Source organism: Rhizobium etli CFN 42 (assembly GCF_000092045.1).
GTDB lineage: Bacteria > Pseudomonadota > Alphaproteobacteria > Rhizobiales > Rhizobiaceae > Rhizobium > Rhizobium etli.
In genome coordinates, this window is the sequence record NC_007761.1 from 2439901 (window position 1) to 2463807 (window position 23907).

General features: G+C 62.3%; 14 protein-coding genes and 2 pseudogenes. 6 read left to right on the forward strand and 10 right to left on the reverse strand.

Features of this window, described 5'->3' with window-relative positions; translation table 11 throughout:
* Positions 1 to 98: 98 nt before the first annotated feature.
* Both RHE_RS11955 and RHE_RS11960 read left to right on the forward strand, forming a co-directional pair.
* On the forward strand, positions 99 to 7073 hold the full coding sequence (locus RHE_RS11955) for an apolipoprotein A-IV repeat region-like domain-containing protein (RefSeq protein WP_011425599.1): 6975 nt from the start codon (positions 99 to 101) through the stop codon (positions 7071 to 7073).
* Positions 7074 to 7174: 101 nt separating this feature from the next.
* Positions 7175 to 7735, forward strand: a complete 561-nt coding sequence (locus RHE_RS11960) for a cysteine hydrolase family protein (RefSeq protein WP_011425600.1) — start codon at positions 7175 to 7177, stop codon at positions 7733 to 7735.
* Between the two features lie 20 nt (positions 7736 to 7755).
* On the opposite strand, the pseudogene RHE_RS11965 reads toward RHE_RS11960, so the two are convergent.
* Positions 7756 to 8272 (reverse strand): annotated as a pseudogene (locus RHE_RS11965) (AAA family ATPase).
* Positions 8273 to 8413: 141 nt separating this feature from the next.
* A pseudogene (locus tag RHE_RS11970) lies at positions 8414 to 8741 on the reverse strand (aminoacyl--tRNA ligase-related protein); the annotation flags it as partial.
* 307 nt (positions 8742 to 9048) lie between these two features.
* Between RHE_RS11970 and RHE_RS11975 the strand changes: the two are divergent.
* Complete coding sequence (locus RHE_RS11975) at positions 9049 to 9921, forward strand: D-alanyl-D-alanine carboxypeptidase family protein (RefSeq protein WP_020921433.1); 873 nt, start codon at positions 9049 to 9051, stop codon at positions 9919 to 9921.
* Positions 9922 to 9930: 9 nt separating this feature from the next.
* On the opposite strand, the gene RHE_RS11980 is transcribed toward RHE_RS11975, so the two are convergent.
* From RHE_RS11980 to RHE_RS12000, 5 genes are all read right to left on the reverse strand, one after another.
* Complete coding sequence (locus RHE_RS11980) at positions 9931 to 11184, reverse strand: sensor domain-containing diguanylate cyclase (RefSeq protein WP_011425604.1); 1254 nt, start codon at positions 11182 to 11184, stop codon at positions 9931 to 9933.
* Between the two features lie 148 nt (positions 11185 to 11332).
* On the reverse strand, positions 11333 to 11944 hold the full coding sequence (locus RHE_RS11985; RefSeq protein ID WP_011425605.1) for an ABC-type transport auxiliary lipoprotein family protein: 612 nt from the start codon (positions 11942 to 11944) through the stop codon (positions 11333 to 11335).
* Between the two features lie 25 nt (positions 11945 to 11969).
* Positions 11970 to 13340, reverse strand: a complete 1371-nt coding sequence (locus RHE_RS11990; protein WP_011425606.1) for an MlaD family protein — start codon at positions 13338 to 13340, stop codon at positions 11970 to 11972.
* Between the two features lie 8 nt (positions 13341 to 13348).
* Complete coding sequence (locus RHE_RS11995) at positions 13349 to 14194, reverse strand: ABC transporter ATP-binding protein (RefSeq protein ID WP_011425607.1); 846 nt, start codon at positions 14192 to 14194, stop codon at positions 13349 to 13351.
* A gap of 1 nt (position 14195) precedes the next feature.
* Entirely contained in the window at positions 14196 to 15365 is a 1170-nt protein-coding gene (locus tag RHE_RS12000) for an MlaE family lipid ABC transporter permease subunit (protein WP_011425608.1), read from the reverse strand.
* A 100-nt stretch (positions 15366 to 15465) separates the two neighbouring features.
* Here RHE_RS12000 and dgcA point away from each other — a divergent pair, with 100 nt between their 5' ends.
* Complete coding sequence (gene dgcA / locus RHE_RS12005) at positions 15466 to 16449, forward strand: N-acetyl-D-Glu racemase DgcA (protein ID WP_011425609.1); 984 nt, start codon at positions 15466 to 15468, stop codon at positions 16447 to 16449.
* Here dgcA and RHE_RS12010 read toward each other — a convergent pair.
* Positions 16401 to 17618 carry an MFS transporter gene (locus RHE_RS12010; RefSeq protein ID WP_011425610.1) on the reverse strand — a complete coding sequence of 406 codons (1218 nt, stop codon included), beginning with the start codon at positions 17616 to 17618 and terminating at the stop codon, positions 16401 to 16403. The two genes, dgcA and RHE_RS12010, sit on opposite strands and share 49 nt — an antisense overlap.
* A 163-nt stretch (positions 17619 to 17781) precedes the next feature.
* Positions 17782 to 18624, reverse strand: a complete 843-nt coding sequence (locus RHE_RS12015) for a UDP-2,3-diacylglucosamine diphosphatase (RefSeq protein ID WP_042118563.1) — start codon at positions 18622 to 18624, stop codon at positions 17782 to 17784.
* A 192-nt stretch (positions 18625 to 18816) separates the two neighbouring features.
* On the opposite strand from RHE_RS12015, the gene RHE_RS12020 reads away from it, so the two are divergent.
* Positions 18817 to 19566 (forward strand): histidine phosphatase family protein, encoded by a 750-nt coding sequence (locus tag RHE_RS12020; RefSeq protein WP_011425612.1) that lies wholly within the window; start codon positions 18817 to 18819, stop codon positions 19564 to 19566.
* Positions 19567 to 19693: 127 nt separating this feature from the next.
* Here RHE_RS12020 and RHE_RS12025 read toward each other — a convergent pair whose 3' ends face one another.
* Entirely contained in the window at positions 19694 to 21133 is a 1440-nt protein-coding gene (locus tag RHE_RS12025; RefSeq protein ID WP_011425613.1) for an FAD-binding oxidoreductase, read from the reverse strand.
* 439 nt (positions 21134 to 21572) lie between these two features.
* On the opposite strand from RHE_RS12025, the gene RHE_RS12030 reads away from it, so the two are divergent.
* Positions 21573 to 23885, forward strand: coding sequence for an NADP-dependent malic enzyme (locus RHE_RS12030; protein WP_011425614.1), 2313 nt, complete (start codon positions 21573 to 21575; stop codon positions 23883 to 23885).
* Positions 23886 to 23907: the final 22 nt, after the last annotated feature.

Consider the following 23907-nt stretch of genomic DNA (forward strand, 5'->3'; position numbering starts at 1 on the left):
GGTTGGGATGGATGGCCGTTACGGCAAAGTTGTTCCCGGACAAGGTGGAAGCCGGGGATGTGCTGCCGGGCCGGCCGACAGTAACGAGGCGTAACCGAATGGCGAATAACAAATATAGCGAGTCGATCGAGGACAAAGCGTTCAAGGCGTTGGACGAGGCGCTCCAGATCGACTTCGGCAAGGATAACGTGCCGTCTCGCCGCGGCGACGCGCCGCAGGCGCCGGAGGGTAATGTGTCTGATCCATCGAATGCGCGCAATCAGCAGGGCCAGGAAGAAGCGCAGCGCCGCAGCCGCCGCGGCGCCGGGGCCGAGCAGGCTTCCAGGGCTTCGGCCTTCGCGCCCGCCAATGATGCCAGCCGCAACACGCCCGCGTCGATCCTGAAATCCTTCGACGGCGCTTCCAGCCGCTCGGCCATGCGCACCGCCACCCTGTTTTCCGTGCTTTGGGTCATGGCGGGCCTCGGCCTGATGTCGCTGCTTTATGCGCCGCAGATCTGGCAGATCCGCTCGATCGCCGATCTCGTCGCCCTGCCCGGCGTCATTGCCGGCCTGGTCGGCATCATCATTCCGGTGATGATGTTCTATGCTTTCGCCATCATGATCTCCCGCGCTCAGGACATGCGCAACGCCGCCCGCTCCATGGCAGAGGTGGCATTGCGCCTGGCGGAGCCGGAAACCATCGCCTCCGAACGCATCATGACCGTTGGCCAGGCGGTGCGCCGCGAGGTCTCGGCGATGAACGAAGGCATCGAGCGCACCATCGCGCGCGCTTCCGAGCTGGAAACGCTGGTTCATTCCGAAGTCAACGCTCTCGAACGCTCCTATGCCGACAACGAGTTGCGTGTGCGCGGTCTTGTCCATGAACTCGGTTCGGAGCGAGAGGCGATCGTCAATCATGCCGACCGCATCCGCACCTCGATCGGCAGCGTCCACGACCAGCTGAAGGAAGAACTGTCGCTGGCGACCGAAGAGATCGCCGTGCGACTCGCCACATCGGGCGAAGCCTTCGCCTCGTTGATCGACACGCGCGCGGCGACGATCCTGGAGAAATCGGACAGCGCCCTGCAGTCGATGGGCAGCCTGCTTGCCGCCAAGACCGACAGCCTGCTCCAGACGCTCAACGCCTCCGGCTTTGCGCTCGCCACCGAATTCGACAACCGCCTCGAAGCGCTTTCCGTCAACCTCAACGAACACGGCGAAAGACTTCTCAGCCAGTTCGAGACGCGCGCTTCGACCATGGACAGCAGCACCGAGAAGCTGAACGCGGCGCTGAACGAGCGTACGCATCAGCTGAACGAGATCCTGATCGCCCGCACCCGCGAGATCAACGAGAGCCTGACATCTGGCGAACGCACCATCAGCGGGACGCTCGACGATGTGCTCTCAAAGCTGAACAGCGCGCTCGATGAGAAGGGCGCAACCTTCCGCCAGAGCCTGCAGAACACTGCCGACGACGCCGTCATGGATCTTGATCTGCGCTCCGGCTTCTTCGAAGAGCGCCTGCAGACGACCGTTGCCCAGCTGTCGACCGCCTTCGACGAGCGTGTCGCCGAATTCACCAGCGCTTTCGACAAGCGCACCGGCTCGCTCGACACCAAGCTGATGGAGAGCCTTGCCCGCATCAACGAAACGCTGAGCGGCGGTTCGGATTCGATCGAGGGCATTTTGAGCTCCAGCATCGACCGGCTCGGCTCCTCGATGACCGACCAGTCACTGGCGCTCGCGACAGCGCTCGCAACCGGTCATGAAGTGCTGGAGAGCACGCTAAATAGCCACACCGAAGAAATCACCACCGCACTCACCAGCCGCACCGGCGAGCTGACCTCGGCTCTGCAGAGCGCCACGTCGGACATCGCGCTGGCGCTTGCATCAGGCACCTCCGACCTGCACAACAATCTTCAGGCCCGCTCGGCCGAATTCCGCGATACGCTGCGCACAACCACCACTGATTTGACCGCCGCCGTTGCCGCCGGCACCGAGCAGGTCACGACGGCCTTCGGCGGCCGCGCCGAGGAACTGACCAGCGTATTGACAGCGCGCGCCGCAGAAATCCGGGACGCGGTTGGCACAGCCCATGAGCGTATCGACAGCGTCATGGCGGAGCGCGGCGGAGCGCTGATCGATGCGCTGACCACCCATCACGGCCGCTTCGAGGAAGCGCTGACGACCCGCTCCGACGCCATCATCAACGCCGTTTCCGGCACTCATGACCGCCTCTCCGAAACGCTCGACGAAAAGGCAATGGCGCTCGCCATCTCGTTGAACGAAAGCCAGAGCCGCATCGAAGACACGCTGGAGACCCGTTCCGCAGCCTTCCTCAACGCCGTCTCGGGCACGCATGAGCGGCTGTCGGAAACGCTGGATACCAAGGCAGCGGCCCTGACGACCTCGTTGGACGAGCGCCATGCCCGGATCGAGGACGCGCTCGGAACCCGCGCCGAAGCATTGTTGAACAGCGTGTCCGGCACGAGCGACCGGCTTGCCGAAACCCTTGATGAAAAGGTGATGGCGCTTGCCATTTCCTTGAACGAAAGCCAGGCCCGGATCGAGGAAACGCTGGAAAACGGTTCCGCAGGCCTGCTGAACGCCGTCTCCGGCACCCATGACCGGTTTGCTGAGACGCTGCAAGATAAGGCGGCAGCTTTTGCCAACTCGCTGAACGAGACGCAGGCACGCATCGAAGATACGCTCGAAACCCGTTCCGCAGCCCTGCTGAATGCAGTATCCGGCACCCATGACCGTCTCTCCGAGACCCTGGATGAAAAGGCGATGGCGCTTGCCATCTCACTGACCGAAGGTCAGGCTCGCATCGAGGACACGCTGCAGACCCGGTCGGCGGCGCTGCTGAATGCCGTTTCCGGCACTCATGACCGGCTGTCGGAAACACTGGACGAGAAGGCGATGGCGCTCGCAATCTCTCTCAACGAGAACCAGACGCGGATCGAAGACACGCTGGAAGCTCGCTCCGAAGCTTTCCTCAAGGCGGTCTCCGGTGCGCATGAGCGTATCGCCGAAACCCTTGACGAGAAGGCATCGGCACTTACCGCCTCCTTGAACGAAGGCCAGAGCCGCCTGCAGGACACGCTGGAGAGCCGCTCGGAATCCTTCCTGAATGCGGTTTCGGCCACCCATGACCGCCTGTCCGAGACGCTCGACGATCGAGCGATGGCCCTTGCCATTTCGCTGAACGAGAGCCAGAGCCGCCTCGAGGAGACGCTGACATCAGGTGCCGACGCGATCACCAATGCGGTCTCCGGCACACATGAACGTCTGAACGGCGTGCTCGACCAGAAGGCCAGCGCCCTGGCCGCCTCGCTGAACGAAGGGCAGGTCCGCCTCGAGGAAGCCCTGGGACACCGCGCCGCCGCGCTCGTCGGTGCCGTAACGGCAAGCCATGACCGGCTCACCGATACGCTCGATGAAAAGACCATGGCGCTCGCCATTTCGCTCGATGACAACCAGAGCCGCTTCGACAGCGCCCTCGAAGCCCGCAGCAATGCAATCATGGAGGCCGTCACCAGTGCAGAGGCCCGCGTCGCCGGCGCCTTTGCCGACAAGACAGACGCCATCCACAACGCCTATGCCGACAATCAGCGGCGGCTTGAATCCGCCCTCTCCGAGCACAGCGCGGCGCTTTCGGGCGTTCTCGATGCGGGCGGTGCCCGCTTCGAGGATCTCGTCGGCGGCTTGACCGGGCGCATCGAAGGCCGCCTCAGCGATGCCCATGCGCGGCTCGGGAGCATGGCCGAGGAGGCCGCGGCGCGCATTGAAGGCGGGCTCGCTTCTGCCCATGAGCGCATCCGCACGACGCTTGAGGATCGCGGCAATGCCATCGAGCTGTCGCTGAGCCAGGCGCATGCGCAGATCAGCGATACGCTGACCGAACAGGCGACCAGCATCGGCACTTCGGTGGCGACAAGCGTCAGCATGCTTGAAATGTCGCTGGAAGACCGTGAAGCCTCAATTCGCCAGGCGATCGATGCCGGTGCCCAGACACTGGAAGATCGTATGCGTGCCGGCGCTGGTCAGATTGCCGGCCGCTTCCAGGAGGCGGCGAACACGATTTCGAGCTCCGCCCAGAACCTATCCGCCCATCTCGACCAGTCAGTCGAGAACCTTGCGGGACGTCTTGAAGAAACCGGTTCTCGCATGGAGGCCGGTCTTACGGCGATCGAGACCCGCATCCGTGACGGCGTCGGCGGCGTTGCCGAAAAGGTCGAAGCCGCCACCAGTCAACTCTCCGGCGTGCTTACCGACGGCATTTCCCGGCTCGGCGCGCTCGGTGACGAGGCCACCCAACGCATCTCGACGACGCTCGAAGGCAGCGCCGCCAATCTTACGCAGGCAATCGACAGCCGCACCGCCAATCTGGCCGAGACGCTGGACAGCCGCACGACCACGCTCGCAGGCGCCATCGAAGGCCGTACGGCAAGTCTCGGCGAAACCCTTGACCGCGGCAACGAACGCATCGAGGAACGCCTCTCCACCATGGATCGCGCGTTGACCGTCGGCCTCGACGCTGTCAACCGGACCATCGAGGGCAAGGCCGCCGGCCTCGCCTCGACGCTGCGTAGCGCGGTGGCCGAAGCAGCCCAGGGAATGGAAGGCGAAGCGACGAGAACGACTGAACTGCTCGGCAAGACCGGCCAACAGTTCGCCCAGGATCTCAATGCGAAAAGCGACGAATTCACCCGCACCATGGATGAGCGCTCGTCGCAGATCGTCACGCGGGTTGCCGAAGCTCAGAACCGCCTGGCAACCCAGGCCGCTGCTGTCGCCCAGACCTTCTCGGAAGCCGGCAATGCCATCGTCAACAAGGTCGCCGAGGCCGAGACGGTTGTCGGCACGCAGGTCAATGCCATTTCCAGGGCGTTGTCGGAGGCCGGCCAGTCTCTCGAGGCGCGCGGCAATGCCATCCGCACGACGCTGTCGGGGGCCGGCAGCGAGATCTCCGCCACCATGGCGGATGTCGAGCGGGCGCTCGAGGCCCGCAGCAGCGCCATCCGCTCCAATCTCGAAGAACGTGCCCGCGAGATCGATACCTCCCTCTCCGACGTCGACCGGGCGCTCGAAGCGCGTGGCAACTCGATCCGCTCGACGCTTGAGGAACGCACCCGCGACCTCAACTCGATGCTATCAGGCCGCTCTGTCGAATTGACCCGTATCCTCGACGAAACGGCCCGCCCGATCATCGATCGCTACACCGATGCCGGCGAACAGGCCGCTGCCCGCATCACCGCGGCAGCCAACCTCAGCGCCGATCGCCTGCGCGCCGAGAATGAAGCGCTCGCCAGCGCCGTCGCCGCCCGCACCGAGAATGTCGCTAACGCCGTCAGCGCCATCGAGAACAGCCTGGTCGGCAACGTCAACGGTCTGGTTCAGCGCATGTCGGAAAGCAGCGCGGCGATGGCGATGATGATGAACCGCGCCGCCGAGCAGCTGACGAGCGTCGACGAGCGTCTCGGCGAAACCACGACCCGCTTTGCCGACTCCGCCACCAAGGCTGCCGAAATGGTCAACGCCTCGACCAGACTTCTCGAAGGCAAGGTCGACCGCCTCTCCGACATCTCCGGCCAGACGCTGGCCCAGGTCGGCAGCATCATCGGCCGCTTCGACGAACACTCCAAGGTTCTGACCCAGGCCTCGCAGCTTCTGGGTGCCGCCCAGTCCAACCTCGCCTCGACGCTCGAGGAGCGTGAAGGCGCGCTGCAGGCCCTCTCCGTCAGCCTGGTCCAACGCTCCGACGAGATCGAAAAGACCATGCGCGGGCTCGGCGGCATGATCGAGACCGTGTTCGAGCGGGCCGAGCAGCGCTCCAACCAGGTCACCGGCAACCTGCGCCAAGGTGTACAGTCCTCCTTTGCCGATATCGGCCGCATTCTGACGGAAACCGAGAAGCGCGCTCAGGAAGCGGCCGAAACGATGCGCGAGGCGATCACCCGCGCCGGCGACGAGGCCAATACGACGATCGACAGCACCTTCGCCAATGTCGAGCGCCGTTCCGGCGATCTCTCCAACCGTATTCGCGGCGGCCTCACCGCCTCGCTGTCGGAAGTCGAGCGCATGCTCGGCGAAGCCGGCCGCGCCTCCGACGGTGCCGCCCAGCACATGCGGGAATCGTTGCGTGAGGCGATCGAGGATGCCGTCGGTCGCTTCTCCGGCGCCACCGAGGACATCCGCCGCTCCGCTGCCGACATCCGCAACGAACTCGACGCCACCCGCGCCGAACTGAAGCGCGGCGCCTTCGACCTGCCCGAGGAAGCCAAGGAAAGCGCCTCGGCCATGCGCCGCGCCGTCGCCGAACAGATCAAGGCCCTGCAGGATATCTCGCAGCTTGTCGGCCGCTCCAGCCAGCAGCTCGAAATCTCCGAGCCCACCGCCCGCTCGCTTGCCCAGGCGCAGCCGACCCCGCGCCCGACCCCGCCAATCGCAGCCCAGCCGCCGCAGCCGGCAGCGCCTCCGCCGATCGAAGCGGCGGGTCTGCGCGGGACGATTGCGCCGTCCGCTCCGGCCGCCACTCCTCAGCGGGCCGTTCAGCAGCCAGTCCCCACTCGCCAGGAGTTGGGCCGGCAGGAACCGCCGCGGGAAAGCGGCGGCTGGATCAGCGATCTTCTGCGAGGAGCATCCCGCGAAGAGGCCGCGGACGCGGCGCCGGCCCGTGTTCCCGCCCGCTCGGCGGAAACCGCCGCACCGGCCGCACGCAGCAACGACAGCCGCAATCCGCGCCATGTCGTGGAATCGCTGAATTCGCTCTCCGTCGATATCGCCCGCGCCATCGATCACGATGCGTCGGTCGATCTCTGGCGCCGCTACCAGCGCGGCGAGCGCGACGTCTTCACCCGCCGCCTCTACACGCTGAAGGGCCAGCAGACCTTCGACGAGATCAAGCGCAAATACGACCGCGAACCGGAATTCCGCACCGCCGTCGATCGCTACATCGGCGATTTCGAAAAGCTGCTCGCCGACGTCGCCCGCACCGACCCGAACCAGACTGTCACCCAGTCATACCTCACCTCGGATACGGGCAAGGTCTACACCATGCTCGCCCATGCAGCGGGCAGGCTCCGCTAGGCCTGGCCGATAACAGTGATCGGAAGCCGCTTGATCGTCTCAAGCGGCTTTCACTTTTGAGGCGGGTTGATCTTCTTCTCCGCCATGGAACCGCGAACCAAATGACCAAGGCCCTGCTGATCATCGATGTGCAGAATGCAATTCTCTCCGGCAAGGCCAAGCCGGAGCGGCAGCCTCTCGTCGATGCCGCACTGGATCAAACAGTCGCTCGCCTCGCATCGCTGCAGGAGCAGGCGAGACAGGCAGGCGCGCCGGTCGTCCTAGTCCAACATGACGGAGACAGCGGCCATCGATTGGCGGTCGGCACGGTGGGATGGGCATTGCGCCGGGAGATTGCGCCGCGAGAAGGCGAGGTCGTCGTCCGCAAGCAAAGCGCCGACTCCTTCTTCGAGACCGATCTCGCCGAACGCCTGGATGAACGGGCGGTCACCCATCTCGTCGTCGGCGGCTGCATGTCGCAATTCTGCGTCGACACGACCGTCAGGCGTGCCATTTCGCTCGGCTATGATGTGACGCTGGTGGCGGATGGCCATACCACAGGCGATACGGCGACCCTCACCTTCTCCGAAATTATCGCCCACCACAACGAAACGCTCGAGGGGTTCGACGCTGGCAAGGCGGCGGTGGAAATCCGCCCCGCGGCCGATATCGCCTTTTCATGAATTCGGCAGGAGCAACGATATCAAATCGGGAGCAGGCGCTCGGTCCTCAGCCTGACGATCAGCGCCTCGACGATCTCTGGCACATCCCTCCCAGCCGTATCGACAGTGATCGGCCTCTGCCCCAGTCGTCGTATATTCGCTCGACGACTTCCTGCCACGTCGGTTTGACCAGACCTTCCACATCCGTTTCCCGCGTCTCGACCCGGCGGCGATGTTCGGTCTCGTCGGAACAGATCACCTCGACCTCGGCCGCCATCACACCGGAGTGCGCGGCGACCGCCAGCCATGCCTCGCGGGTTGTCATCAGGGGGTTGACGGAACCTGCGATCACGACCCTGCCTAGCGTCAGATTATCCTCTGCAATGCCATAGGCCACAACATAACCTGCCGGGCTGATGTCATTCGAAGGGTCAACCGACGTTCTGATTGCCTGTTCGATCCTATCGACCCTCACGTGCACGGCTCCGAGGCGTCTCGCGAGGGCGAGCGAAATAGTCGCTTTCCACTACCCGGCAAGCCGCCGAAGATCACCAGCATGGCCTCTCACCATATGCGGCAGCGAAGCCGGATCGACTTGTCCGGCCTCGTCCATCACGTCTTTGTAGAGGAGATGCATCGCAAGGCAAGCAGAAGTAGTCTTCCACAGCCTACTGTCGCCTTTGCGGCCCCGCCCCTATCCTATCGATCGGCTCCCATGCCCCAATTGTAAACGCACCGGTCGAGACCGATGGCGAATTTCCAGCACGAGGACATCGTGGTCGACGGCCGCTCCCTTCTTCGGCTGTGTCCGGTAGCGCTGCGGAAAGTCCGTGCGACGTGAGACCGAGCAGACCTCCATCCAGTTGTCACCATTGTCGACTTCGATATCCATCGTCACCTCGGAATAAGCCGGCAGCCGGTCGGAGGGCACGACCCGCGTCGGCAGATGGATCAGCGAGGCGACCATACGGCGCACCGGTTCGAGGCAGGCGGCGTGATAATCATTGCCGCTGGCGGCGGTTAAGGCAACGCGCCGGACGCCCGTAGCTGCCCCGACGTCACAGCAGGACGCGAAGACCTCGTCCGCCACCATCGCAACCTGCAGGCAGGTACTGATGTCGTGGAAAAAAGGCGCGCGTTTCATGCTCATGACGAATTTTCTATGTGCCCTTGCGCGCCCTTGTCAAAACCGAAGACCGCGGGGCGAAAGCAGCCAGCTGTGGATAGAGGGCTTTTGTTGCCGCCTGTCCTTCATTTCGTCACAAACTTTCTCGATCGGCTTGCGTTTAGCCAAAGGCTCACCCAGCCGTTTAGAGACAGAGACAATAACACCGATGACCAAGACGTCCCGCCTCCGCGCCACCGCGCTCTCGTCCGCCTTGCTGATGTGCGCGTTCGCTCAGGCTGAAGCTGGCCAGGCAAGCTTCGTCGTCGATGCGCAGTCCGGGCAAGTTCTTGAAGCTTCCAATCAGGACGACCTGAACTATCCGGCTTCGCTGACCAAGATGATGACGCTCTATCTCGCTTTCGAGGCTCTGCACGAGGGACGCCTTACCTGGGACCAGAAGCTCACCATGTCTGAAAATGCCGAGAGCAAGGAGCCCTTCAAGCTCGCCATCGGCGCCGGCCGCCAGGTGACGCTGCGCGAAGCTGTAGAAAGCATCATTGTCCTGTCGGCCAACGACTCTGCCGTGGCGATCGCCGAACAGCTCGGCGGCTCCGAACAGACTTTCGCCAGAACGATGACGGACAAGGCGCACCAGCTTGGCATGAAGGATACAGTCTTCAAAAATCCTTCGGGCCTCCCCGATCCGGAGCAGGTCACCACGGCGCGTGATATGGCGACCCTCGGCGTCTCGCTGATGCGCGACTTCCCCGAGGAGTTCAAGCTTTTCTCGATGCGCGGCTTTAAGTTCCGCGGCATGAAGTTTCGCGGCCACAACAACCTGATGTATCGGTATGACGGCGTCGACGGCATCAAGACCGGCTATACCGATGCATCCGGCTATAACGTCGTGACGTCGGCGCTGAAGGATGGCCGCCGCCTCGTCGGCGTCGTCATGGGCGAAAAGACAGCAAGCCTGCGCGACGACAGGATGGCGAGCCTGCTGGACGGCGCGCTGCCGTCGCCATCGACCGCCACAGCCTCAACAACGCCAGGCAAACAGCCAGGCGCGACAATGACGGATGCGCAGCCGACGAAATAAGCCGCCATTCTATCTGAAAGCCACTTCCAGGTGCTGCCGGTCTTGCGCAATCACTCGGCAATTGGTTTCGAAGCCTTCTCCCTTGATGGCAAGAATGAATTCCGGAGGAATGCCTCTCGTATTGGAGACCGAAATGCCCGCACTCTCCGCGCCGAGAGATTTAACGGTGCAGTCGATCGTCGAACGCCGCTCGTTGAACAGGATCGAACCTGCTTTCAGTACCCGCCGGCGAGCGCTGATCGCGTGATCGGCGTGAATGGAGCTCCATGAGACGCAGCGGTTGCGGCCGCCGTTTTTGGCCTGGTACATTGCGGCATCCGCCTGCGCCAGCAGGGTCTCGATCTCCTTGCTGACGATAGAGAGTGCCGAGCTGCCCAAACTCGCGGTGACATGCAGGACACCATGATCGCTGCGGACGGGCTGCGAGGCGATGGCGGCTCTGATCTTTTCGGCGACCGCGACTGCCCCATCCCGGTCAACATGCGGCAGGACAACCGCGAACTCCTCGCCGCCGATCCGTCCGAACAAATCACCGGCGCGAAGGGTCGCCTTGCAGGCGGACGCCACCGCCTTGAGGACAGCGTCTCCGGCGGCATGTCCATGCCTGTCGTTCACCTGTTTGAAATGGTCGATATCGAATACAATGCACGACAGGTCGTGCTGGTGCCGCAAAGCGAGCGCAATCAGCTGCTCGGCCTCCTGCTTGAAAGCGCGTCGCGTCATCGCCTCGGTCAGGCTGTCGGTGGCTGCCGACTGCATGAGCTCGAGGCGGTCCATCGCCGCCCCCGCCAGTTCCTCGAGAATGACAAGGTCTCTGCTGCTGAATGATCTTGGCCGGCGATCGATCGCGCACACCGTCCCGATCATATGCCCGAGTTTCGTTCTCAACGGCACACCGGCATAGAAGCGGATATGATCCTCGCCTGTCACCGCGGGGTGCTTCAGGAAGCGTGCATCCGTCGTGGCATCCTGCACGATGACCGGCTCGTCGCAATCGACCACGCAGCGGCAGAACGTGTCGTCCAGCGGCACCTCATCGGCCGACAAGCCGGAACAGGCCTTGTACCACTGCCGATGGCCATCAATCAGGGATATGATGCCGATGTCGATGGAGAAGATCTGCTTTATCAGGCGGACAATCCGCTCGAAGCCTTCGTCTCTCGGCGTATCGAGCAGATCAAGCTGCTGCAGCGCAGCCAAACGGTCGTTTTCGCGCTGGCTCGCCTCGGGCGACGACTTTCCGAACACTCGTGCGACCACCATGCAGCGTGCCTCCTGATAGCGTTAACATGATGGGTTCCACAAATTCGTGAAAAATTTGAGTACGATCGCGGCCCTAAGCCCCGAGGGGGCCAGATTTTTTCAGAATCAGCAACTCTTGATATCGCGGCAGCGATCGCCAAACGCCGTCTCAGATTGAGCGCAGCGTCCAGCTGACGATCTCGGATACAACCGCGGCGAAAGCGCGATCGAGACCCTTGACGAAACCGACATTGTCGCCGCCAGCCGGTGCCATGGCGCGGAACACCTTCTGAGCGCGCACCGAGCCGTTGCGGTCGTTGAGAATCTTGGCGGAGATTTCGACCACCGCTTGATTGCCGTTCGAAGCATCAATCTCGAACGAGCGGATGTCGGTGACGATCTGGTAGTCGATCGCCAGCCCCTGCCCCGGCATGCCGACGCCGCCGAGCTTGCCGGAATTCTCGAAGGCTTCGACCAGTTTCGATTGCACGATGCGCGGCAGCTTGTCGCCCCACTGCGCCCGCGAAAGATATTGGATTTCCGAAGGCGAAACGCGGATGACGATCTGCTCGCTGTCGAGCGCCCGCAACGCCGTCGGGCCGGCAATCAGGATCTGGCGGGATTTGGCCGCGGGTCCGTCGCCGTCGACGGCGCCCGACAAGTCATAGGTGTCGTTCTTGGCCGCGGTTCCGCATCCCGAAAGAATCAACGCCGTCAGCGGCAGCGCGATCACCGTTCCCCTGATCCACGAACGGCGCGACAACAGATGCGATGCGACCATATTAGGCTACCCCTGACTTCCCCTGTTAACGCCGCGTCCGGCCGTCGTACTGCTTGACCGTGTCTCCGCCGAAGATCAGGCGTTGCGGATTGCGGTCGAAGTTGCTGATCGTATCGTTGAGATTGCTCACGGTCCCGCGCATGTCATTGATGAGAGTCTGCACGTCGCGCAAGCCGGCGCTCGAGAATTTCTGCAGGTTATCCGCGATCGGACCGATTCGCGAATTCAGATTGTCGGCAACCTTCTTGAAGGATTCCAGCGTTTCGCGCGCCTCAGCGAACAGCGATTGCGTGTTGTCGGTTCCAAGCAGCGCATCGACCTTGATGAGAATGCCGTCGACGCGTGTCGAGGCCGAATTCAGCTTGTTGGCAAGCTGCGACACGTCCTGGATCGTCTGGTCGATATCTTTCTGGCGCAACGAAACCGTGTTGGCGACGTCGCGAATCGAGGCGACTGCCACACGCGCATCCTTTGTGGCCTGCGAGATATCGTCGACCGACCCCTTGATTTTCGCCGGGTCGATCTGGGCGACGAGCGTATCGACGCGGTCGAGCGTTGCCTGCGCCTGCTTGCCGAAATCGTTGAAGGTGGTGGCCGTCTCGTCGAACTTCTGGATCGCGCCCTTCAGATCGCCCGAGGCGTCGGCGACATTGGCAGTGATCTTCTCGGCATTGGAGACGATATTGTCGATCTTCTGAGCGTCGACGGCCCTGACCAGCGATTCCACGGCCTGAAGCGTCGAATCCACACGCCCGGAAACCGCCTTCACCGTGTTGGAGAGCTCGCCGACGCTCTGCAGGAAGGCGTCGATATTGTCGGAATTCTTGGCCAGCGCATCCGAGAAGGTTTCGGCATTCTTGAACGTCTGGGTCAGCGGAGCACGCGAATCTTCGATGAAACCCTGAAGTTCGCCGACCGCGTCATTGGCGCGATCAAGGATCTTGTCGGCGGTCGCCAGAAGATTGGTGACGCTCGACTGGTCGGCAACGATGACGGCGCGTTTGCCGTTTTCGATCGCATGTTTAAGGATACTCTCCTCACCCTTGCGGCCGCCCGATAGTTCGATATAGGCGGCCCCCGTCAGGCCCTGAATTTCAAGGGCGGCTTTGGTGGAGGGGTAGATCGGTGCGTCCGTGCGCACCTGGGTGAAGGCCAACGAATATTGCGGATCGTCGGCATCGATCGACAGCGTCTGCACCGAGCCCACCTGGATACCGTTGAAGCGCACCGGCGAGCCGACGCTGAGCCCGTTCGCCGAGCCGGGAATACGTACGATCAACTCCGTCATCGGGCCGCCACGGCCATATTCGGCCATCCAGTAGACGAAGCCGAAGGCGGCCGCGATCACCAGCACCGTGAAAAAACCGACAATCGTATAATTGGCTTTGGTTTCCATCTATCCGGTCACTTCCCGCCGCTGCCGTTGCCGGGCCGCGCGCCATTGTCCTGCGGCACGATCGACCGTGCTCGCTTACCTTTGAAATAGGCCCGCACCCACGGATCGTCATAGGCCAGCATGTCGTCGATCGTGCCTTCCACCATTACCCGCTTCTTTCCGAGCACGGCAATACGGTCACAAACCGAAAACAGGCTGTCGAGGTCGTGCGTCACCATATAGACGGTCAGTCCGAGACTATCGCGCAGATTGGCGATGAGTTCGTCGAACTCGGCCGCTCCGATCGGATCGAGACCTGAAGTCGGTTCGTCCAGAAAGACGAGCTCGGGATCGAGCGCCAAGGCGCGGGCAAGCGCGGCGCGCTTGATCATGCCGCCCGAAAGCTCGGACGGATATTTGTCGGCGGCGTCGGCCGCAAGCCCCACCATGCGGATCTTCAGATGCGCCAGCTCATCCATCAGCGAGCGCGGCAGATCGAGATATTCGCGCATCGGCACCTGGATGTTTTCCTTGACGGTCAGCGACGAAAACAATGCGCCCTGCTGGAACAGCACGCCGAGGCGCATGTCGAGCGCGTTGCGCTGCGGCTCATTGAGCTCGTCGAAGTCCTGGCCGAGGATCTTGATCGTGCCTGAGCGGCGCGGCAGCAGCCGCAGCACCGTGCGCATCAGCACCGATTTGCCGGTGCCCGACGCACCGACGAAGCCGAGGATCTCGCCGCGATAGATATCGAGGTTCAGATTGTCGAGCACCACCTTGGAGCCAAAGGCGACAGTGACGTCGCGCGCCGAAAGCACGACATCCCTGCCTTGTCCTTCGCTTTCGATCGGTTGCTCGTCCACGCTTCCCGCCATGCTAGAAATCGATCGCTGCATAGAACATCGCAAAAAGCCCGTCCATCAGGATGACGACGAAAATCGCCTTCACCACCGAGGCCGTCACGTGCTGACCGAGCGACTCCGCACTGCCGCCGACCTTCAAGCCTTCGACTGCAGCGACGATACCGATGACGAGCGCCATGAACGGCGCCTTGATCATGCCCGACAGCACGGTCGACAGCGTAATCGCCTCGTGCAGCCGCGCCAGGAAATTGGCGAAGGTGATGCCGGAATAGCCCCAGGCGACGACCGCAGCCCCCGCCAGCGAGGCAAAGTTCGCCAACACCGTCAGAAGCGGCAACGCAATGGTCAGCGCCACCAGCCGCGGGAAAATCAGTACGCCGATCGGGTTCAGCCCCATTACTTTCAGCGCGTCGATCTCCTCGCGCATCTTCATCGAGCCGATTTCAGCAGTGATCGCGCTGCCGGAGCGGCCGGCGATCATGATCGAGGTCAGCAGCACGCCGATTTCGCGCAGCTGCAGAATGCCGACGAGATCGACGACGAACACCTCTGCCCCGAAATAACGCAGCTGGAAGGCGCCCTGCTGGGCGATGATCGCTCCGATCAGAAACGACATCAGCAGGATAATCGGAACGGCGCGCACACCCATGTGATCGATCTGGTTGACGATCGAGGCCGGCGAAACGCCACTGCCGCGGCCGAGCTTCATCTGTGCCCCGCGGACCGCCGAGCCAAGGATATACATCGAGGCGGCCAGATTGTCCCAGATGTCGTAGGTCATCTTGCCCAGCGGCGCCAAGATACGCGCGGCAAGCGAGACCTTTTCCTTCTGTTCCGGCTCCGGTTTGGCCGGTTCCTCGGAAAACATCTCCAGCATCTCGTCGATATGAGGATTGGTACCGACGAAGCGCACCGTGCGGCCGGCCGCTTCCTCCTGCTTCTTCAACCGGCACAGAAGCCAGATACCGGCGGTATCGATGTCCGATACATCGGAGAGATCGAGCGTCAGATTGCCGGTCTTCTCTCGCTGAAGCTTTTCGAACTCGTGCAGCACAAGATGCACATAGGCGCTGCGCCAGTTGCCGCTGAGACGAACATGCTGCCCCGAACCATCTGACCGGTCGTCCACTTGCAGTGAGGCGGCGTTGCGATTCTCGGCGTTCAAGATACTTGTGTCTTTCAAGGCTTACGGCGACATTGCCGACTCGCGAAGCGGATCATCGCCGCCGGCGCGTCAATATACAGAAGCAACGTCCAATTTCCATGCTCGCAGGATAGCAATAATGCCGCGCACCCTGGATATCCAGATGAATTCCTTTCCGATTGCCGGGACCTTCACCATCTCGCGCGGCGCAAAGACAAAGGCCGAGGTCATTACCTGCACAGTCACGGAAGAAGGCGTGCAAGGGCACGGCGAATGCGTGCCCTACCGCCGCTACGGCGAGACCATGGAGAGCGTCTTCGCCCAGATCGATGCAGCGCGCCCGCTGGTCGAATCCGGCATTGCGAGCGACGATCTCTTGTCGGCGATGCCGCCGGGTGCGGCACGCAACGCCGTTGATTGCGCGCTCTGGGATCTCGAAGCAAAACGGACGGGCCAAACGGTCGCCACCCGCCTCGGCCTTGCGGCGCTCAAACCGCTCACGACAGCCTACACCATCTCGCTCGGTGAGCCTGAAGTGATGGCCGCGCAGGCGCGCGAACATGCCGGTCGCGCTCTGCTCAAGGTCAAGGTCGGCACTGGCGACGACGAAAGCCGCATCCGCGCCGTCCGCGTAGCCGCACCCAATGCTGCAATCATTCTCGATGCCAACGAGGGCTGGCCTGAGGCCGATCTTGAACGGCATCTCCATGTTGCCGCCGAGGCCGGTGTCGCCCTCGTAGAGCAACCGCTGCCGGCGGGCCACGATGCGCTGCTTGCCGAAATCCGCCGCCCGCTGCTGGTCTGCGCCGACGAGAGTGTGCATCACACCGGAGACCTCGCAAGCCTTGCCGACCGTTACGATGCGATCAACATCAAGCTCGACAAAACAGGCGGCCTTACGGAGGCCTTGGCGATGAAGGCCGAAGCCGAGAGACTCGGCTTTTCGATCATGATCGGCTGCATGGTCGGCACCTCGCTCGCCATGGCACCGGCCGTGCTGCTCGCGCAGAATGCCGATTTCGTCGATCTCGACGGACCGCTGCTGCTTGCACGCGACCGCGAACACGGCCTGCGCTACGCCGCTTCTCTGGTCTTTCCACCGGAAAGCGCCCTCTGGGGCTGAAGATAATAGGCTGAGATGACGAGCCCGAGGCCGGAAAGCGCGACGAGCGCCATGACGTAATAGCTGACGAGGCCGAGCCAGGCGTAGAGATAGCCCGAAGCGACGGTCATCAAGCCCATCGCCATGCCGACATAAAAGAAATAGGCGCCCTGCGCCGAGGCCTCCTGCGTTTCCTGCACCGTCGCCACGATCCGCCGCTGCACGCCAGTATGCACGAAGGCATAGGTGAAGCCGTGGAAGCATTGCAGCAGGAAGAAGCCGGCAAAGCCGGCATTCATGGGAAATAGGATCCAGCGGCAGACGCTGACAGCGCAGCCGAAGCGGATCAGCGTCCAGGCGTTGAAGCGTCGATTGAGACGCTTCGACAGGAAGAACACCATCACCTCGGAGGCAACGCCGGCGCTCCAGAGCAAACCGACCTGCGCGCCGGAAAAGCCGAGCTGATGCCAATAGATCGAGGAAAAGGCATTGAGCACCGCATGGCTCGACTGCTGGATGGCGACCCCGATCAGAAGCAGCAGCAAATGCGGTTCGCGCAGGCCGCGACCTGTGGCCGCCGGAAGGTCGATCGGCTGGCCGCGCCGCCGCGTCGGCCCGATCCGCGGACAGAAGATCGCCATCACCACCGTCATCGTGAAGCCGAACACCATGACGATGAGCACCATGCTGCCGCCCCACCGACTTATCAGCTGACCGCCGAGGAGCGTCGAGATGATGAAGGCGATCGACCCCCACACCCGCATTGCCCCATAGTCGAGTCCCCAGCGGCGCACGCCCGAAATCACGATCGATTCGACGACCGGCAGATAAGGCGCAAAGGTAGCGCCCTGCAGGGCGAAGACGATCGTCACCGGCCAGAAGCTCGTTGTCCAATAAAGCGCGATTGCCGTCAGCAGCGACAGGGCGCTCGACCAGAGCAACACGTCGGCGCGCTCCTTCATGCGGTCGGCGATCATGGCGACGACAGGCGCCACCAGGACGCGAACGACCATGGGTATGGCAAGGATGATGCCGATTTCATGGTCGCTGAAACTGTGGGTTTCCAGCCATACCGGGAAGAATGGCAGCACAACGCCATTGACGAGAAGCGGCGCGCAATAGGATAGCGCGCTGAGCAGCCGGAAGCGCGGCGGCGCTCCCTCACCCGGGAAATGTTGAGCGGGAATCATGGGTGGACCTGAAGGAAACTGGACGTTGTCCTAACACACCACCCGGGAGGCGACTATTGCGAGAAATAGCCGTCCGGAAACGTTTTAAGAAATAAATTGGCCTGTCACCTCGCAGTAACGGCTAAATTGCTGGAGAGCCGTCACGATTGCGGCGGCGCTAAAATCACGCCGCCTGCGGGGCGAGTTCCGCCTCTTCGGGACGCTCAACGGCGGTAAGCGCCGGTACGGCGATGGCAAGCGCCCGCCAGGTGATCAGTTCGAAGGTGCCGTCGGCATGTTCGGCAACCGCCGTGCAGCTTTCCACCCAGTCACCCGTGTTGATGTAGCGAATGCCGTCCATGTCCTGGATGATGGCGTGGTGGATGTGACCGCAGATCACGCCGTCGGCGCCGCTCTTGCGGGCCTCTTCGGCCACGACGCGCTCGAACTCGCCGATGAAATTGACCGCATGCTTGACCTGCAGCTTCGCCCAGGCGGAGAACGACCAATAGGGCATGCCGAGGCGGCGGCGTACGGCCGCGAGCAGAATGTTGATCCGGATCGCCGTATCATAGGCCCAGTCGCCGAGATAGGCGAGCAGGCGGGCGTTACGGACGACGACGTCGAACTCGTCGCCGTGCAGGATCAGGTATTTCTTGCCGTCCGCGCCGACATGCATCATACGCTCGACGACCTCGATGCCGCCGAAATGCATGCCCGGGAAGTCGCGTAGAAATTCGTCATGATTGCCTGGGATATAAACGACGCGGGTCCCCTTGCGCGCCTTGCGCAACAGCTTCTGGACGACGTCGTTGCAGACCTGCGGCCAATACCAGTTGCGCTTCAGGCGCCAGCCGTCGACGATGTCGCCGACGAGCACGATCGTGTCCGCCTCGTGGTAGCGCAGGAAATCCAGCAGGAAATCAGCCTTCGCGGCCTTCGAGCCGAGATGGACATCGGAAATGAAGAGCGTGCGGAAATGTCTGGGTTCCATCATGTCTATCACGAGCTGCCGCTCATGCCCCATCTTTCATCTAGCCTTCCAAAACCAGACTCGTGTTTCAGGAAGATGACAAGCTGGGGAAAAGCCCTGCGAAGCTGGTTATCCCAAGTGGAATAAGCTTATCGTCGCGGCGCAAATTGCCTTCCCGCAATGTTGCCCTGCGCATCGCTCGCGTTCATGATGCGGCGATTCCACGTCCGCAATGCGGGGAGGCTGATGCGCCTTTTTCTCGTTCGCCACGGCGAATCCCTCGGCAACATCGACGAACGGGCCTATCGCCAGTTCGGCGATCACAGCGTGCCCCTGACGCAATGGGGCTATCGGCAGGCTTTGGAGGCCGGCTGCGTGATCACATCCTATCTGCGGGGATTGCCGGATGACGGATTTCAGAAGCTGCGCATCTGGTACTCCCCGTTTCTGAGAACACGACAGAGCAAGGATGCGTTGCTCGAAGCCCTTCCGGAAGATTTCGTCAGCGATGTCAGGGAAGATTATCTGCTGCGCGAACAGGATTTCGGCCTCTTCACCGAAATCTATGACCAGGCCGAAAGAAAACAGAAGTTCCCGGAAGAATTCGAAAAATGGGCGCGGCTACGCAGCAATAGCGGCAAGTTTTATGCGCGTCCACCCGATGGCGAAAGCCGGGCGGATGTTGCCCAACGGGTTCGCCTCTTCCTCCAGACGGTCATGCGCGACGGCGAGAACGACGACCAGAACATCGCCATTGTCGGCCACGGCGTTACCAATCGGGCGGTCGAAATGAACTTTCTGCACCGCCCTGTCGAATGGTTCGAGCGCTCCGACAATCCCGGAAATGCCGACGTTACGCTGATCGAGGGCACGCGCTCGCAAGGCTATGCGTCAATCCTGCTGCACCGTGCGGCCGACCGGCTGCCTGGAGAGGAAGGCGAGCTGCGCGATGCCCATGGTGCCGACGTGACGATCACCCCGAGACTTGGTGGCTGATCCTGCACAGCAAAGATGAGGCTCGGATCCATTTCATCGTTTCGGTGTCTGCTCCAGTTGGCGCACCACGACTTGCTCCCTCCCCCTTAGTGGGGGAAGGATTTTTGCAGTCGCCGAGCCTTATCGATCAGGCGGCCCGCACAGCCGCCATCGGCTTCACATTCTGGTTCATGCGGAACAGATTGTTCGGATCGTAGCGCAGCTTGATTTCAGCGAGACGCGCATAATTGGCGCCGTAAGCCATCTCAACCCGATCCGTCTCGTCCTCCGGCATGAAATTGATATAGGCAGTACCGACCGCATGCGGTTTGGTCGCGTCGAACAGCTCGCGCGCCCAGCCGATGCAACTTCCGTCCATCGAGCCTTCCCGCCAGCGTGCATGAACATTCATGACGAAATGCGAGCTGCGCTGCGGAAACGCCGTGGCTTCAGTCGGAACACGGCCAGCCGCGCCGCCGACATGGCCGATGAATATTTCGCATTCCGGTCCCGGTAACTTACGCACGGCGCTGAGGAGAACATCGATCGCCGCATCCGAAAGTGCGGCGAAATCCTGGCTCTTCCAGTAATTGCGCGCCCCCGGTGTCAGAAGCGGATCGAAGGCCTGCTGCCAGCCGGTAAATGGCACGGGACCCACGACGTCGGCGATCGGCTTCCCGATCGCCCGCAATCGCGCCGTTGCGGGTTCACCGGCTGCAATGTCGCCGCAATAGCACATGGCGAGCACTACGATCTCCTTGCCATGCCATTCCGCTGGAAGGAACGGCAGCGGCGGAGCCTGGCGCATCACCACCCAACAGGTCAGTTCATCGGGGGCCGCATCCAGGGCCTCACGATATTCCCGCAGAACGTTCTCCGCATCGTCGAAGGGATGCACCACCAGCCCCGCGAGCACTTCGGAATGCAGCGGGTTGAGCTGGAATTCGAAGGAGGTGACGACGCCGAAATTACCACCGCCGCCACGTAGTGCCCAGAAGAGATCCGGTCTTTCCGTCTCGCTCGCCTTGACCAGTTCGCCAGCGGCCGTCACCACATCGACCGAAACCAGATTATCGAGGGTCAGCCCGAACTTACGGGTGAGCCAGCCGAAACCACCGCCGAGCGTCAACCCGGCGATGCCGGTCGTCGAATTGATGCCAGTCGGCAGTACCAGCCCAAAGGCCAGCGTTTCCTTGTCGATGTCGCCAAGTGTGGCACCCGGCTCGATCCTGGCGCGTCGTATCTCGGGATCGACCCGGACCGATTTCATCGCCGACAGGTCGATGACGACACCACCCTCGCAGACGGCGTTGCCGGCAATGCCATGGCCACCGCCGCGCACCGAGACGAGCAGATTATTGTCGCGTGCAAACCGCACCGCACGCACCACATCGGCAGCACCCGCGCAACGCGCGATAAGGCCCGGCCGGCGGTCGATCATCGCATTCCAGATCGCCCGCGCCTCATTGTAGTTCGTATCGCCGCTGGTCAGGAGATTGCCGCGAAATCCACTGGCAAAAGCATCCATGGCCACGTCATCGACCATTGTCTGCCCCTTTTGCAGGGTCGTCAGGTTCAAATTGTCCATGATTTCCTCCCTGCGACCGGCGCCCCGCACCGTCGCGGCAGGCATTTTGCGCTTGCCAACAGCCGCAAACAAGTTTCGAAAAGGATTAGCTCCGGCGCGGCTGAAGAAACCTGTGGTTTGATGTTGAATTGACATTCGAATTTGATCCGAACTCCGCCATGCAGCAATCCCCGTGAATTAGCCCATAAGTTGTAGGCGGCGGCGCTCGTTGCGCTGTGCGAAAGAACTTTCTGAGGAAGAAGCGTCGCGGAGTCTCTGCGCCTCCTTCAGGTCAGGCATCATTCCCGCAGGATGAAGACGTGGACGGTCCAGCCTGCAATCACGCCTCATACCGCCCCTCCAACGCGAAAACTTTCCTCATTCCCCATTTCCATACTGTCGCCCGTATCCGATTGATGTATGGAGGGAACTCCAGAAAAAGACGTGCACGGAGGCGGCAATGGATCATCAGGATAAATCCAAGGCGGACAAGAACCTGCCGGGCGGCGATCTCGACGAGCAGGCGCTCTTCTTCCATCGCTATCCCCGTCCCGGCAAGCTGGAGATTCAGGCGACCAAGCCGCTCGGCAACCAGCGCGATCTGGCGCTTGCCTATTCACCCGGCGTTGCCGCCCCCTGCCTTGCCATCCGTGACAATCCGGAGACAGCGGCCGATTATACCTCGCGCGCCAATCTTGTCGCTGTGATTTCCAACGGCACTGCCGTGCTCGGACTTGGCAATATCGGCCCGCTGGCTTCGAAGCCGGTCATGGAGGGCAAGGCCGTTCTCTTCAAGAAATTCGCCGGCATTGATGTCTTCGACATCGAGATCGACGCGGCAAGCGTCGAGCAGATGGTCTCGACCGTTTCATCGCTGGAACCGACCTTCGGCGGCATCAACCTCGAAGACATCAAGGCGCCGGAATGTTTCGAGGTCGAGCGGCGCCTACGCGAGAAGATGAAAATTCCGGTCTTCCACGACGACCAGCACGGCACCGCGATCATCGTCGCCGCCGCAATCCTGAACGGGCTGGAACTTGCCGGTAAAGCGATCGAGAACGTCAAGATCGTCGCCTCGGGCGCAGGAGCGGCCGCCCTTGCCTGCCTCAATCTGCTGGTGACGCTCGGCGCTAAACGCGAAAACATCTGGGTCCACGATATTGAAGGCCTCGTCTACGAGGGCCGCACCGAACTGATGGACGAATGGAAGTCCGTCTATGCGCAGAAGAGCGACACGCGCACTCTCGCCGAAAATATCGGTGGCGCCGATGTCTTCCTCGGTCTCTCGGCCGCCGGCGTCCTGAAACCGGAGCTGCTGGCGCAGATGGCGGACAAGCCGCTGATCATGGCCCTTGCTAATCCGACGCCGGAGATCATGCCGGATCTCGCGCGCGCCGCCCGCCCCGACGCAATGATCTGCACCGGCCGCTCGGACTTCGCCAACCAGGTCAACAACGTTCTCTGCTTCCCCTACATTTTCCGCGGCGCGCTCGATTGCGGCGCCGAGACGATCGATGAGGAAATGAAGATGGCTGCCGTGCGCGCCATCGCAGCACTTGCTCGCGAAGAACCCTCCGATGTAGCCGCCCGCGCCTATTCCGGCGAGACCCCGGTCTTCGGCCCCGACTATCTGATCCCTTCCCCCTTCGATCCGCGTCTCATCCTGCGCATCGCCCCTGCAGTCGCCAAAGCCGCCGAACAGAGCGGCGTGGCGCGCCGCCCGATCCAGGATTTCGACGCCTATCTCGATCAGCTGAATCGTTTCGTCTTCCGCTCCGGCTTCGTCATGAAGCCGATCTTCACTGCGGCAAAGACCGCCGAGCGCAAGCGCGTCATCTTCTCCGAAGGCGAGGATGAGCGCGTGCTGCGCGCCGCCCAGGTGCTGCTGGAGGAAGGCTTGGCCAAACCGATCTTGATCGGCCGCCCGCAGGTCATCGAGACGCGCCTCAAGCGTTACGGCCTGCGCATTCGCCCGCTGCAGGATTTCGAGGTCATCAATCCGGAAGACGATCCGCGCTTCCGCGAATATGTCGATCTCTATTTCTCCCTCGTCGGCCGCCGCGGCGTCATCCCGGAAGCTGCCCGCACCATCGTGCGCACAAATACGACCGTCATTGGCGCGCTGGCGCTGAGGCGCGGTGAGGCCGATGCGCTGATCTGCGGCCTGGAAGGCCGCTACGAAAAGCACTTGCGCGACGTCCGCCAGATCATCGGCAAGCGCAAGGATGTCCGCGATTTCTCCGCCCTCAGCCTGATGATCTCGCAGCGCGGCGCCACCTTCTTCACCGACACTTACGTGACCTTCAACCCGAGCGCAGAGGAAGTTGCCGAGGCAACCGTGCTCGCGGCGGAGGAAATTCGCCGCTTCGGCATCACTCCGCGCGCCGCCCTCGTCTCGCACTCCAACTTCGGCTCACGCGAATCCGAAAGTGCGACCAAGATGCGCAACGCGCTGCATCTCGTTCGCGAAACCGCGCCCGATCTCGAAGTCGACGGCGAAATGCACGGCGAAAGCGCCATCACCGAAGCGCTGCGCAAGCGGGTCATGCCGGATACCACGCTGCATGACGAGGCGAACTTGCTCGTCTTCCCGAACCTTGACGCCGCCAACATCACCTTCGGCGTAGTGAAGTCGATGACCGATGGACTGCATGTCGGCCCGATCCTGCTCGGCGCCGCCCTGCCCGCTCACATTCTCGCTCCCTCGGTCACCTCGCGCGGCGTCGTCAACATGGCCGCACTCGCTGTCGTCGAGGCATCGCAGCCGGCATAAGCCGGCTTTGCGACCAAGAGGA